Source organism: Streptomyces sp. NPDC107765 (assembly GCF_055657085.1).
Map to the genome: position 1 here is coordinate 417901 of NZ_JBVKBL010000002.1, position 11902 is coordinate 429802.

Genomic DNA, 11902 nt, shown 5'->3' on the forward strand with positions numbered 1-11902 from the left:
GCCCGCTCTCACAACTCGACGACGACGGCGCCCAGGTGGCGCCCCTCCGTGAGCTCGCGCAGCGCCCGCGGTGCCTGTTCGATGCCCTGCAACCGGACGTGCGGGAAGGTGAGGCTGCCGTCCCGGAGGCCCGCGGCGAACCGCCGGTTCCACTGGGGGATCAGGTCCAGGTGGTTGTAGAGGGCGATGCCGCGCAGGGTGATGCTCCTGATGAGCAGCGAGAGGCTGTCGACCTCCACCTTGACGGCGGTCGGGCCGTCCTGGGCGAGCTGGCTGGCCAGGGCGCCCACGATGGCGACCCGGGCGTTGCGGTTGGCGAGGGCGAGGGCGGCCTCCAGCTGCTCGCCGCCGACGTTGTCGAAGACCGCGTCGATGCCGTCCGGGGCCGCCTCGCGCAGCTGCTCCTCGATGGGGCCCGCGCCGCGGATGACCACCGCGTCATAGCCCAGTTCCTTGATCAGGCGGTCGGCCTTCTGCGGTGACCCGGTGCTGCCGATGACCCGGGTCGCGCCGAACTGGCGGGCGACCTGGCCGGCCAGGGTACCCACGCCGCCGGCCGCGCCGGTCACGAACACGGTGTCGCCGGGACGCACTTCGGCGCCGCGCTCGATGCCCATCAGGGCGGTGGAGCCCTGGGAGAGGTACGCGGCGGGGTCGGGCATCAGATCCGGGTCGAGGCGGGTCGCCGCATCCGCGTCGAGCAGCGCGTACTCACGCCAGCCGAGTTGGTGTTCCACCAGGTCACCGGGGTTGAGGCCGGTACCGGGGGCGGCCACGACCTCGCCGATGGCATGGCCGTGCAGCGGTGCCCCGACCTCGTAGGAGGGAATGGGCACGTCGCTGTGCTCGTCCATCAGGCTGCGCATCACGGCGCCGAGTCCCATATGGGTGGTGCGGACCAGCACCTGGCCGGGCCCGGGCTCGGGGACCGGCACCTCCACGATCTCGAAGAGGTCGTCGGTGACCGGCCCTGTGGGGCGGGCGGCCAGGCGGACTTCACGGTATGTGCGGTTCGTCATGACCCGAGGCTAAAACTTGACGCGCACGTCAAGGTCAAACCGGTCATGGGTCCTAGGACTTGGGGCGGTGGTCCCGGCGCGTGAACCGAACGACCGGGCCCGGGGCCGCCCCTGGGCGGCCCCGGCGCATGGCGTCACCCCCGGAGGCGCTCCGCCAGCTCCTCCGGGTCCGTCGTGGGCCGCTCGCAGGTGAAGTGACGGCACACGTAGGCGGCGGGTTTGCCGTCGACCAGGGGGCGGTCCTTGAGGAGCGGCACCGCGTCGGCCTCCTCGGTCCCGGGTGTGCCCAGCGCGAGGACCGCGCCCGGTGCCGGGCCGAGCAGCGCGGCGCGGTGCAGGGCGGCGGTGGCCGGATCCCCCTGCGGGCCGACGACCGCGATCTCCCGCGGTCCGTCCAGCGCCGCCTCGGCGACCGCGAGCCCCCAGCCGATGAAGCGCGGGGCCCGGCCACCGAGCGCGGTGACGATGCCCAGGGCGCGTTCGGCCGCGCTCCGGTGGAGGTCGCTGCCGGTCAGCGCCCCGTAGGAGAGGAGCGCACCGGCGGCCGCGGTCCATCCGGAGGGCGACGCGTTGTCGGTGGGGTCCTGGGGGCGGCGGATCAGCGACTCGGCGTCGGCGGCGGTGTCGTAGAGGGCGCCGTCCTCGGTGGTGAACTGGAACAGCACGGTGTCCAGCAGGAGCCCCGCGAAGTCCACCCAGACGCCTTCGCCGGTGACCGAGGCGAGGGCGAGGAAGCCCTCGGCGACGTCGGCGTAGTCCTCCAGGACGCCGGAGTTGGCTCCGGGCGCCCCGTCGCGGGAGGTGCGGTGCAGCCGGGCGTGCCAGTCCATGTGGACGCGGACCAGCAGGTCGGCGGCGTCGGTGGCGGCCTGGACGAGATCGGGGCGGTCGAAGTAGGCGCCGGTCTCGGCGAGTGCGGCGATGGCCAGGCCGTTCCAGGCGGCGACGACCTTGTCGTCCCGGCCGGGGCGCGGCCGCTGGTCACGCGCCGCCAGCAGCCGCTGCCTGACGGACACCACCCGCTCGGCGTCGACCGGCCCATCCGCGTCGGGGAGTTGGAGCACCGAGGCGCCCTCCTCGAAGGTGCCCTCCTCGGTGACGCCGAAGTACGTGGCGGCGAACTCCGCGTCCTTCTCCCCCAGTACGGCGCGCAGCTGCTCCGGCGTCCATACGTAGTAGGCGCCCTCGACGTGCCGGCCGGTGCCGTCGTCGCTGTCGGCGTCCAGGGCCGAGGCGAAGCCGCCCTGGTCGGTGCGGAGTTCGCGGACCATGAAGTCGGCGGTCTCCACGGCGATCCGGCGGGCCAGGTCCGAGCCGGTGGTCCGCCACAGGTGCGCGTAGGTCCGGCACAGCAGGGCGTTGTCGTAGAGCATCTTCTCGAAGTGCGGCACGGTCCAGGTGGCGTCCACCGCGTAGCGCGCGAAGCCGCCGCCGAGCTGGTCGTAGATGCCGCCGCGGGCCATCGCCGCGCAGGTCGCCTGCACCATCTCCAGGGCCCCCGCCGAACCAGTGCGGGCGTGGTGGCGCAGCAGGAATTCGAGCACCATGGACGCCGGGAACTTGGGCGCTCCGCCGAAGCCGCCGTGCACCGCGTCGAAGTCGCGGGTCAGGCCCATCAGGGCGGCGTGCAGCTCCTCGGGCCGGGGCGGGCGCCGGTCGGCGGGCAGCGACTCGGTCAGCGAACGGCCGGCCAGGTCGGCCACGATCCGCCCGGCGACCTCGCCGACCTCGTCCCGGCGGTCGGCCCAGGCGGCGCGCACCCCTTCGAGGATCTGTCCGAACGACGGCATGCCGTGTCGCGGCTCGGGCGGGAAGTACGTACCGAAGTAGAACGGCTCGGCGTCGGGGGTGAGGAACACGGTCATCGGCCAGCCGCCCTGGCCGGTGGCGGCCTGCACGGCCTCCATGTACACCGCGTCCACGTCCGGCCGCTCCTCGCGGTCGACCTTGACCGCGACGAAGTGCTCGTTGAGCAGCGCGGCGGTGTCCGCGTCCTCGAAGCTCTCGTGGGCCATGACGTGGCACCAGTGGCAGGAGCTGTAGCCGACGCTGAGCAGCACCGGCACACCGCGCCGGCGGGCCTCGTCGAACGCCTCGGCGGACCACGGCCACCAGTCGACGGGGTTGTCTGCGTGCTGGAGCAGATACGGGGAAGTCTCTTGGGCCAGGCGGTTCGGCATGAGTCCATCCTCTCCCACCGGGGCCCGCCGTGACGGGAGCGAAGGGAGTTATCCACAAGCCTGCCGGAATCCGCGCGGAGGCGGAACACTGTGCGTACGGCGAAGATCGCCGCCGGAGACTGCGGTAACTGCGGAGGGGGACGTCATGCCGGTCTCACTGGCTGCGCTGCGCGAGGACCATCGCGCGGACGTGGAGGCCCTGTTGACCAGGGCCGTCGAGGAGGAGGTGCGCCGCTCGGGCGGGCGGCTGGACGGGGCGGCGCTGCTCGGCAGAGCGCGGGCGGAGCTGGACGGTCTGGCGGGCAGTGCCGCCGAGGAGTACACCGCCTATGTCCGGGCGCTGGACGAGGCGGCCGCCGGCCGGCCGTCGCTGGGGCGGCGGCTGGCGCCCAAGGAGCTGGGCACGCCCGCGGTCGCGACGGCCGTCGCGGCGGTGGCGGCGTTCGGCACGGACCTCGCGTACGGCACGGGCGGCGGCGCGGCACTGGGGGCCGGGGCCGCGGTGCTGGTGGCGGGCGCGGCCGCGACGGTCCTGAAGCTGACCGCGGGCCACTGGCCGGCCGCGCACCGTGAGGCGGGGCGGCGGGGGCAGCCCGGCGGTGCGGAGCAGCTGCGGCTGCAGTGGCTGACGGCGCTGGAGGTGCGGGGCATCCGGCCGTTCCTGGACCAGCAGCGGATGCTGGCAGCGGCGGCCCGGAACGGCGGCACGAAGGACAAAGCGGCGGCCGCGAAGACCACCCGGGGGCCGCAGCTGCGCGGCGCCGACCGGAGCGCGGCGGCCCGGCAGCGGTCCGTACTGGAGCACTCGTTCTCCCAACTGCCGCAATCGGACGGCCCCTTCGCCGGCCGGCGGGCCGAGCTGGGCCGGATCGCGCAGTGGGTGCACGCGGCCCGCGCGTCCACGGAGACCCGGCCGACCGTGGTGGTGCTGCACGGCGAGCCGGGATCGGGGCGTACGGCGCTGGCGGTGCGGGCCACCCATCAGCTGCGCGACCAGTTCCGCGGCGCCTGTGTGGTCGATCTGCGCGGCGACACCCCGGGCGAGGTGCCGCTGCCGACCCGGGACGCGCTGCTGCATCTGCTCAACCGTCTCGGCGCGCCGCGCGAGCAGCTGCTGTTCCGCGAGCGCCCCTCCCAGGAGCAGCACGTCAAGCGGCTCACGGAGCTGTACCACCAGCATCTGACGGGCCTGCCGGTGACGGTCCTGCTGGACGACGCCGCGGACCCGGAGCAGGTGCGCACGCTGGTGCCGGAGCGGTCCGACAGCCTGGTGCTGGTGACGTCCCGGGAGCCGTTGAAGCTGCCCGAGGACCTGGAGGCGTGGGTGCACCACCTCCCGGTGGGGCCGCTGGACACCGCGGGCACCGAGGAGCTGCTGCGCGCCGCCGCGGCGGCCGGCGAGGGGACGGCGGGCGCGCCGGATTCCCGCGCCCGGCCGGCGGACGTCCCGGCGGAGCCGTACGACGCCCGGGCGCTCGACGAGATCTCCCGGCTGTGCGACGGCCTGCCGCTGGCCCTGCGGGTGGCGGGCTCCGCCCTCGGCCCGCGCACCCCCGCCGAGCTGGCCGCGGTCCTGGCGTCCGGTCCCCCGGCCCCGCCGGTGGAGCGGGCGCTGGCGCTGGGCTACGCCGACCGCCCCGAGCCGGCCCGGCGGCTGCTGCGCCGGCTGGCGCTGGTGGGTCGGGCCAGCCTGGGGGCGGCGGCCGCCGCGGCGCTGCTCGGCGTCGAGACCGCCGAGGCCGAACGGCAGCTGACGGCCCTGGCCCGGGCCGGCCTCATCGAGCACGTCCGCGGCGAGCGGTACCGCCTGCACACCCTGGTGCACGCCTTCGCGCACGCCCGACTGGTGGACGAGGAGGAGCCCGGCGAGCGCGGCGCGGCCCAGGAGCGGCTGATCCGCGGCTATGCGGAGCTCGCCGACTCCGTCATCCGGCTGGTCGACGGCCGTACGTCGACCCGCGCCGACCGCTTCGGTTCGCACGGCTTCACGTCCCTGGACGCGGCCCTGCAGTGGCTGGACGACGAGTCCAGCTTCATCACGGCCGCACTGCGCCACGCCGACCAGGACGTCGACCAGGCCGCGGTCTCGCACCTGCTGGGCGCCCTGGCCGACTACTGCCTGCTGCGCGGTGACCTCTACCGCCTCGGGGAGCTGAGCGAGCTCACCCGGGCCGTCGGCCAGGGCCTGCTGGTCCGCTCGGTGCAGTGGCGCACCGGTGTGGCGGCCCGCCAGCTCGGCGAGCTGGACAAGGCCCGGACGACCCTGTCGTCGGTGGTCGATCTCTACTTCGAGGCGCAGCATCCGGCGGGCGCCGCACGGGCGTTGCGCGATCTTGGCATCACCCTCCAGCAGCAGGGCAACCTGCAGGAGGCCGCGGTCAAGCTCCGGGAGGCGCTGGAGCTGCAGTCCGGTCCGGACATGCACGGCGACCGGGCCTGGACGCTGCACGCCCTGGCGGCCGTGGAGCGGGACCGGGCGCAGCTCGCCGAGGCCCTCGCCATGCTGCGCGAGTCCCTGGAGCTGCACGAGGAGAGCGAGAGCCTGCACGGCCAGGCGTGGGCGCACTTCCAGCTCGGCCAGGTGTATCTGCGCACCGGCGAGGTACCGCGCGCCGAGCAGGCGCTGCACGCGGCGCTGGAGCTGTACGGCCGTACCCAGGACGAGCGCGGCGCGGCCTGGGCGATGACCCAGCTGGCCCGGGCCCGGCTGGTGGCCGGCGAGCCGGGGCCGGCGGCCGACCAGTTGCGGCAGGCGCTGCCGCTGCACCACCAGCACGAGGACGCCCGTGGTGAGGCGTGGACGATGTACTACCTCGGCCAGGCGCTGGAGGAGCGCGGCGAGCGGGACGCGGCGCTGCGGCAGTTGGAGCGCTCGCGGACGATGTTCTCCCGGATGCAGGACGGCTACGGCCTGGCCTGCGCCCGGCACCACTCCGGGCGGGTCACCCGCGATCTGCGGGCCGAGCAGACCGGTTCGCTGCGCAACAGCGGCTTCGCCCGGCAGCTGCTGCAGGACGCCCGCAAGGACTTCGCACGGATCGGGGTGCCGCACGGGGAGGCGTGGTCCTGCCTGGAGCTGGTGATCATCGACGCGGGCAACGGGCGGGCGGCCCAGGCGCTGGAGCTGGCCGACGAGGCGGCCGGGACCTTCGCCGGCTACGGCGACCGGCGCGGCGAGGACTGGGCGCGTTTCCTGCGCTGCACACTGCTGCCGTTCGCCTCGGCGGGCGGTTCGGTGGTGGGCACGGCCGTCGCGCAGGAGGAGCTGGCCGGGCTCATACGGGACAAGCACCCGACCCGCGACGCGAAGCTGGAGGACTGCGCGGAGGCGTTCGCCCTGCTGCTGGAGCGCGGCGTGGAGCCGGAGACGGGCTGGCAGGCCTGGCGGCTCGGCATGGTCCCGGACCGCCACGCCCGCGAGGTCATGGGCGTCCTGGCCACTCCGGCGGTCGGGGACTGAGGCAGTCGGCGACGGAGGCGGCCGGAGACGGAGGCTGCCGGGGCCTGAGGCTGCCGGGGCCTGAGGCAGTCGAGGACTGACGGCACCCGCCGGGAGCGTACGCCAACCGGCGTTCCCGGCAGGGCCCGGCCTCAGCCCCAGCCTTCAAGGGCCGCAGCACCGAACCGGCCCGCGGAAGACCGTGCCGCGGCGAGCGGCGGCCGCGCACAACAGCGCGCCGCCACAGCAACAGCCCGTCGCCGCACGCAACGGCTCGCCGGCCGCTTGGGTCGGCGAGCCGCCGGGGCGGTCAGCCGGTCGCTGCCAGGAGACCGGCCGTCGACCGCGCCCGGTCTTCGGCCGTCCTCAGCCGGTCTTCGGCTTCGCGGCGGACGGGGCGGCGGAGGCGGCGGTGCCCGCCTCGCCCTCCTCCGGCTGCTCCTCGAAGTTGACCTTCTTCATCTGCTTGTTCATGGACTTCATCAGCAGCCACACGGCGCCGCCGATGACCGCGAAGACGATGAAGCCGAGGACGCCGGGGGTCACCTTGTCCTTGTCGAAGCTGTCGGCAAGGGTGACGAAGTGCGTCAGGGCGAGGGTGCTGGTCGCGCTCATCATGGGGTCAATTGTTGCGGATGCCCGCGAAGAGGTCGTCCTCGGGGAGGGAAGTGTCCACGAGCGACTTCGCGAGCTCGTACTCCTCCGTCGGCCACACCTCGCGCTGGATGTCCATCGGCACCCGGAACCACCCGCCGTCGGGGTCGATCTGGGTGGCGTGCGCGATCAGCGCCTTGTCCCGGATCTCGAAGAACTCGTCGCACGGGATGTACGTGGTCAGCGTGCGCTCGCGGCGCTCGAACTGCTTCCAGCGCTCCAGCCACTCCCCGTACGGCGACTCCATGCCGCGGGCCAGCAGGGCCTCGTGCAGCGCGATGGTGCGCGGCTTGTTGAAGCCCTGGTTGTAGTAGAGCTTCTGCGGCTGCCAGGGCTCACCGGCCTCCGGGTACTTCTCCGGGTCGCCGGCCGCTTCGAAGGCCACCATCGTGATCTTGTGCGTCATGATGTGGTCCGGGTGCGGGTAGCCGCCGTTCTCGTCGTAGGTCGTGATGACCTGCGGCTTGAACTCGCGGATCAGCTTGACCAGGCGTCCGGCCGCCTCGTCGACGTCCTGCAGCGCGAAGCAGCCCTCCGGGAGCGGCGGCAGGGGATCGCCCTCGGGCAGCCCGGAGTCGACGAAGCCCAGCCACTCCTGCTTGACGCCGAGGATCTCCCGGGCCTCGTCCATTTCCTTCTTGCGCACCTCGTGGATGTGCTCCTCGATGTACGGGTCCCCCTGGAGCTTGGGGTTGAGGATGGAACCTCGCTCACCGCCTGTGCAGGTGACGACCAGCACGTCCACCCCCTCGGACACGTACTTGGCCATGGTGGCCGCACCCTTGCTCGACTCGTCGTCGGGGTGGGCGTGCACCGCCATCAAACGCAGCTGCTCAGTCAAGACTCGATCCTCAGTTAAGGGCCGGAGAAGATGCCTCCTATAGTGACCGAAGCGAGGGGGCACTGTATTCCCTGGGGCGGGGACCCCCCGGGGGTTCCCGAGCCGGGTCCAGGTCCCCGTACCAGGAGGATGGATCGATGGCCGCGGTGCGCGAAGGGCTCCCCGACGGACGCTACGGCCGCTCCGCGGACCAGCGCGCGGACCGCAAGCTCAAGATCATCGGCGCGGTGCTCGGCGCCGGGCTGCTGGGCGTGGTCGGCTGGGCCGGTGTGTCGTACATCTCCGGGCAGGACCTCAGCGGCCGGGTGATCAGCTGGGACGCGGTGTCCGACCACGCCGTCAAGGTCCATCTGGAAGTCGTCAAGGGCGCCGACGACAAGGGCGTGTGCACGCTGCGCTCGCAGGCGGCGGACGGTTCCGAGGTCGGCCGCAAGGACGTCACCGTCGACCAGCGCACGGGCCAGGTGGACACCGAGGTCACGGTACGGACGACGAAGCGCGCGACCAACGCGGTGCTGGTCGGCTGCACGTCTTCGTCCGCCTCCTCATCATCAGCCTCGTCCTAGTCCTCGCCCTCGCCCTCGTAGGGTCGTAGAACCCGGGGAGTCGCAGAACCCTGGGAGTCGCAGAACCTGGGAGCCGTAGATCCAGGGAAGTCGTAGCCCCCGGCCCCTTCCCCGTCCAGGGGCGGGCCGAGGTACGCGCGGGGTGCACCAGTGCCGCCGCAGCTACCCTCCGCCACCGTCCGCCCCTTGGGTGCCTCGCGCGCCGTACTCCGGCATGGCGTGTCGTGACCGCCTCTGATCAGCGATGATGCGTTCCTGTGCGGTCACTGTGAATTTCCTCTTCCCCGTTTTGTGCCGGAATTGTTAGGCTCGTGGTTTCGCCCACCCGTGAAGGCGCAAACCTTCCTGGTAGGGCGTTTGATTTATCCCCAGTACCGACGAGGAGCACCTGTGACCCAGACCAGCGAGAACGTCACCTGGCTGACCCAGGAGGCGTATGACCAGCTCAAGGCCGAGCTGGAGTACCTGTCTGGTCCCGCACGCGCCGAGATCACCGAGAAGATCCAGGCGGCCCGCGAGGAAGGTGACCTGAAGGAGAACGCCGGGTACCACGCGGCCAAGGAAGAGCAGGGCAAGCAGGAGCTTCGGGTCCGGCAGCTCACCCAGCTGCTGCAGACCGCGAAGGTCGGCGAGGCCCCCGCCGCCAACGGCGTCGTTGCTCCCGGCATGGTCGTCACCATCGCGTTCGACGGGGACCCGGACGACACGCTGTCGTTCCTCCTGGCCTCGCGCGAGTACGCGAGCTCGGACATCGAGACCTACTCCCCGCAGTCGCCGCTGGGCACCGGTGTGAACGGCAAGAAGATCGGCGCCGACGCGGAGTACGAGCTCCCCAACGGCAAGAAGGCGAGCGTGAAGATCCTCGACGCCAAGCCGTACACCGGCTGATCCGGACCGAGTCGGCCGGTCGGGCCTTGTTCCGGCCCCGTTCCGGCTCGTCGGCGGGACGCCCGCAGACGGTACGAAGCGGCCCGGAGCCTCGCGCTCCGGGCCGCTTCGCCGTGTGTCCAGCGTGTCTCGTGGGTCCTGTGTGTCCGTGTCCAGCGGCCCCCGGGCCCCCGGAACCAGAGGTACCGCTCAGGCCGTCGCCGAGCGGTACTTGCGGACCGCCAGCGTCCGGAACGCGGCGATGATCAGGACCGACCAGATCACCGAGGCCAGCACCGGGTGCTGCATCGGCCAGGCGTCCGGCACCGGATAGTGCGGCGGCAGGTTCCCGAAGAGGTCGCGGCAGGCCATGACCGTTGCACTGAACGGATTCCAGTCCGCGATGGTCTGCAGGAACGACGGCATGTTCTCCGACGGCACGAAGGCGTTGGAGATGAACGTCAGCGGGAAGAGCCAGATCAGCCCGCCGGACGTGGCCGCCTCCGGCGTCCGCACCGAGAGGCCGATCAGCGCGCCGATCCACGAGAAGGCGTAGCCGAGCAGGAGCAGCAGCGCGAAACCCGTCAGCACCTTGGCGATGTTCTCGTGCGTGCGCCAACCGATCAGCAGCGCCACGACCGCCAGCACCACCAGCGTCAGCGCGCTCTGGACGAGGTCGGCCAGGGTCCGGCCGGTGAGCACCGCGCCCCGGGACATCGGCAGCGAGCGGAACCGGTCGATGAGCCCCTTGTGCATATCGTCCGCGATGCCCGCGCCGGCGCCCGCCGTGGCGAAAGTGACGGTCTGCGCGAAGATCCCGGCCATCAGGAACTCGCGATATCCGGAGGGGGAGATGCCCGCCCCCGGGATGCTGATGGAGCCGCCGAACACATAGCTGAACAGCACCACGAACATGATCGGCTGGATCAGCCCGAAGATCACCACCTCGGGAATCCGCACCATCCGGATCAGGTTCCGCTTGGCCACGACCAGGGAGTCGCGCACCAGCCGGCTGATGCCGCCGCGTGGCGGCGGGGCTCCGAGCGGCGTACCGCCGGCACCCCCGGTCGCGGTGCTCGCCGTACTCGCCGCGGTCATCGCACGCCCTCCTTACGGTGCCCGGCGCTCGCCGGGCGACTGCCGCCCGTGGTCCCGCTCCGTTCCGTACCGCCGCCACCGGGGCCGGCGCCACCACCGCCGCCGGCGTCGCCGTCCGCGGACTCGGCGGCGTGCCCGGTCAGCGCGATGAAGACGTCGTCGAGGGTCGGGCGGCGCAGTCCGATGTCGTCGATCTCCACGCCGCGGACGTCCAGTTCGCGGATCACCTCGGCGAGCAGCTTGGCGCCGCCGGCGACCGGGATCGTCAGCCTGCGGATGTGCGGCTCGACCGTGCCCTCCCCCTTGGCGAAGCCGCGCAGCACCTCGTCGGCGACGGTGAGGTGCTCGGGGGCGTGCACCACGACCTCGACGCGCTCGCCGCCGGTGCGCGCCTTGAGCTGGTCGGAGGTGCCGCGGGCGATGACCTTGCCGTGGTCGACGACGCAGATGTCGTGCGCGAGGCGGTCGGCCTCCTCCAGGTACTGGGTGGTGAGCAGCAGGGTCGTGCCGCCCGCGACGAGCTCCTGGATGACGTCCCACAGCGCCTGGCGGTTGCGCGGGTCCAGGCCGGTGGTCGGCTCGTCCATGAACATCACCGGTGGGCTGACGACCAGCGCGGCCGCGAGGTCGAGCCGGCGGCGCATCCCGCCGGAGTAGGTCTTGGCGGTGCGGTCCGCCGCATCGCCGAGGTGGAAGCGTTCCAGCAGCTCGGCGGCCCGGCGCTTGGCGTCCCGGCCGCTCATCTGGTAGAGCTGCCCGACCATCGTCAGGTTCTCCCGACCGGTCAAGTACTCGTCCACAGCGGCGAATTGGCCCGAGAGACCGATGGACCGGCGTACCTTGTCGGGATGGGCGAGCACGTCGATCCCGGCAACCTCCGCCTTGCCGCGGTCGGGTCGGAGCAGGGTCGTCAGGACACGTACGGCGGTGGTCTTGCCGGCACCGTTAGGGCCGAGCATGCCGAGGACGGTTCCTTCGGGAACGTCCAGGTCGACGCCGTCCAGTGCCCTCACGTCGCCGAAGGTCTTCACCAGCCCTTCGGCGTAAATGGCGCCTGGCATATGGGTACCCCCATGGCTTGGGTGAGTTCCAGGTCGAAATATGTCGAATGTTACGTTCGGCGGCCAATGCCCGCTTCAGGGCATTCGTCCGCAACGAGGCACCAGGGCGCGCATGGCGCGCCGGCACCCCGCACCCGGGATGCTACTCCGAAACGCGATACATCGCGATACAAATAA

9 protein-coding genes are annotated in these 11902 nt (G+C 72.4%); 3 read left to right on the top strand and 6 right to left on the bottom strand.

Annotated features, from left to right (window positions below):
- Window positions 1–8: 8 nt before the first annotated feature.
- A complete protein-coding gene (locus tag ACZ7MX_RS06345; RefSeq protein WP_472129842.1) occupies window positions 9–1019 on the bottom strand; it encodes a zinc-binding dehydrogenase in 1011 nt (336 codons plus the stop codon).
- Between the two features lie 134 nt (window positions 1020–1153).
- Window positions 1154–3199 carry a thioredoxin domain-containing protein gene (locus ACZ7MX_RS06350; protein ID WP_472129844.1) on the bottom strand — a complete coding sequence of 682 codons (2046 nt, stop codon included), beginning with the start codon at window positions 3197–3199 and terminating at the stop codon, window positions 1154–1156.
- Between the two features lie 145 nt (window positions 3200–3344).
- On the opposite strand from ACZ7MX_RS06350, the gene ACZ7MX_RS06355 reads away from it, so the two are divergent.
- Window positions 3345–6659: a tetratricopeptide repeat protein gene (locus ACZ7MX_RS06355; protein ID WP_472129846.1), complete on the top strand. Its 3315-nt coding sequence runs from the start codon at window positions 3345–3347 to the stop codon at window positions 6657–6659.
- A gap of 345 nt (window positions 6660–7004) precedes the next feature.
- Here ACZ7MX_RS06355 and ACZ7MX_RS06360 read toward each other — a convergent pair whose 3' ends face one another.
- Together ACZ7MX_RS06360 and mca are read right to left on the bottom strand one after the other, a co-directional pair.
- Window positions 7005–7256 carry an RAMP4 family protein gene (locus ACZ7MX_RS06360; RefSeq protein ID WP_201801771.1) on the bottom strand — a complete coding sequence of 84 codons (252 nt, stop codon included), beginning with the start codon at window positions 7254–7256 and terminating at the stop codon, window positions 7005–7007.
- Between the two features lie 4 nt (window positions 7257–7260).
- Window positions 7261–8133, bottom strand: coding sequence for a mycothiol conjugate amidase Mca (mca, locus tag ACZ7MX_RS06365; RefSeq protein ID WP_030414700.1), 873 nt, complete (start codon window positions 8131–8133; stop codon window positions 7261–7263).
- A 137-nt stretch (window positions 8134–8270) separates the two neighbouring features.
- On the opposite strand from mca, the gene ACZ7MX_RS06370 reads away from it, so the two are divergent.
- Window positions 8271–8699, top strand: coding sequence for a DUF4307 domain-containing protein (locus tag ACZ7MX_RS06370; RefSeq protein WP_472129848.1), 429 nt, complete (start codon window positions 8271–8273; stop codon window positions 8697–8699).
- Between the two features lie 390 nt (window positions 8700–9089).
- Entirely contained in the window at window positions 9090–9587 is a 498-nt protein-coding gene (gene greA, locus ACZ7MX_RS06375; RefSeq protein WP_030800956.1) for a transcription elongation factor GreA, read from the top strand.
- Window positions 9588–9776: 189 nt separating this feature from the next.
- Here the strand turns inward: greA and ACZ7MX_RS06380 are convergent, their stop codons facing one another.
- Together ACZ7MX_RS06380 and ACZ7MX_RS06385 are read right to left on the bottom strand one after the other, a co-directional pair.
- Window positions 9777–10664 (bottom strand): ABC transporter permease, encoded by an 888-nt coding sequence (locus ACZ7MX_RS06380; protein ID WP_472129850.1) that lies wholly within the window; start codon window positions 10662–10664, stop codon window positions 9777–9779.
- Window positions 10661–11725: an ATP-binding cassette domain-containing protein gene (locus tag ACZ7MX_RS06385; protein ID WP_472129852.1), complete on the bottom strand. Its 1065-nt coding sequence runs from the start codon at window positions 11723–11725 to the stop codon at window positions 10661–10663. Before ACZ7MX_RS06385 ends, ACZ7MX_RS06380 begins: the two co-directional genes overlap by 4 nt.
- Window positions 11726–11902: the final 177 nt, after the last annotated feature.

What these genes read in the sequence shown, in the direction of transcription:
- ACZ7MX_RS06350 (WP_472129844.1), bottom strand. Translation starts at nt 3,199, where the DNA reads ATGCCGAACCGCCTGGCCCAAGAGACTTCCCCGTATCTGCTCCAGCAC.
- ACZ7MX_RS06355 (WP_472129846.1), top strand. Translation starts at nt 3,345, where the DNA reads ATGCCGGTCTCACTGGCTGCGCTGCGCGAGGACCATCGCGCGGACGTG.
- ACZ7MX_RS06360 (WP_201801771.1), bottom strand. Translation starts at nt 7,256, where the DNA reads ATGATGAGCGCGACCAGCACCCTCGCCCTGACGCACTTCGTCACCCTT.
- ACZ7MX_RS06345 (WP_472129842.1), bottom strand. Translation starts at nt 1,019, where the DNA reads ATGACGAACCGCACATACCGTGAAGTCCGCCTGGCCGCCCGCCCCACA.
- ACZ7MX_RS06380 (WP_472129850.1), bottom strand. Translation starts at nt 10,664, where the DNA reads ATGACCGCGGCGAGTACGGCGAGCACCGCGACCGGGGGTGCCGGCGGT.
- ACZ7MX_RS06370 (WP_472129848.1), top strand. Translation starts at nt 8,271, where the DNA reads ATGGCCGCGGTGCGCGAAGGGCTCCCCGACGGACGCTACGGCCGCTCC.
- ACZ7MX_RS06385 (WP_472129852.1), bottom strand. Translation starts at nt 11,725, where the DNA reads ATGCCAGGCGCCATTTACGCCGAAGGGCTGGTGAAGACCTTCGGCGAC.